Genomic DNA, 431 nt, shown 5'->3' on the forward strand with positions numbered 1-431 from the left:
CGCAGATGACCCTGCGTCGCCTGCCGGATGAAGATCCGCAGAATCTGGCGGACCCGGCTTACCGCCGCCGTCGCATCATCATGCAGAACATGCGTGACGAAGAGCTGGCCATTGCTCAGGTCGAAGAGATGCAGGCAGTTTCTGCCGTGCTTAAGGGCAAATACACCATGACCGGTGAAGCCTTCGATCCGGTTGAGGTGGATATGGGCCGCAGTGAGGAGAATAACATCACGCAGTCCGGCGGCACGGAGTGGAGCAAGCGTGACAAGTCCACGTATGACCCGACCGACGATATCGAAGCCTACGCGCTGAACGCCAGCGGTGTGGTGAATATCATCGTGTTCGATCCGAAAGGCTGGGCGCTGTTCCGTTCCTTCAAAGCCGTCAAGGAGAAGCTGGATACCCGTCGTGGCTCTAATTCCGAGCTGGAG

The 431-nt window shown here is 58.2% G+C and carries 1 protein-coding gene; it reads left to right on the forward strand.

The window, feature by feature from the left end:
* Nucleotides 1–431 (forward strand): major capsid protein (locus EES38_RS21965; RefSeq protein ID WP_208020508.1); only part of this gene is annotated, 431 nt, incomplete at both ends.

It is taken from the genome of Vibrio viridaestus (assembly GCF_003856525.1).
In the GTDB taxonomy this organism is placed as follows: domain Bacteria; phylum Pseudomonadota; class Gammaproteobacteria; order Enterobacterales; family Vibrionaceae; genus Vibrio; species Vibrio viridaestus.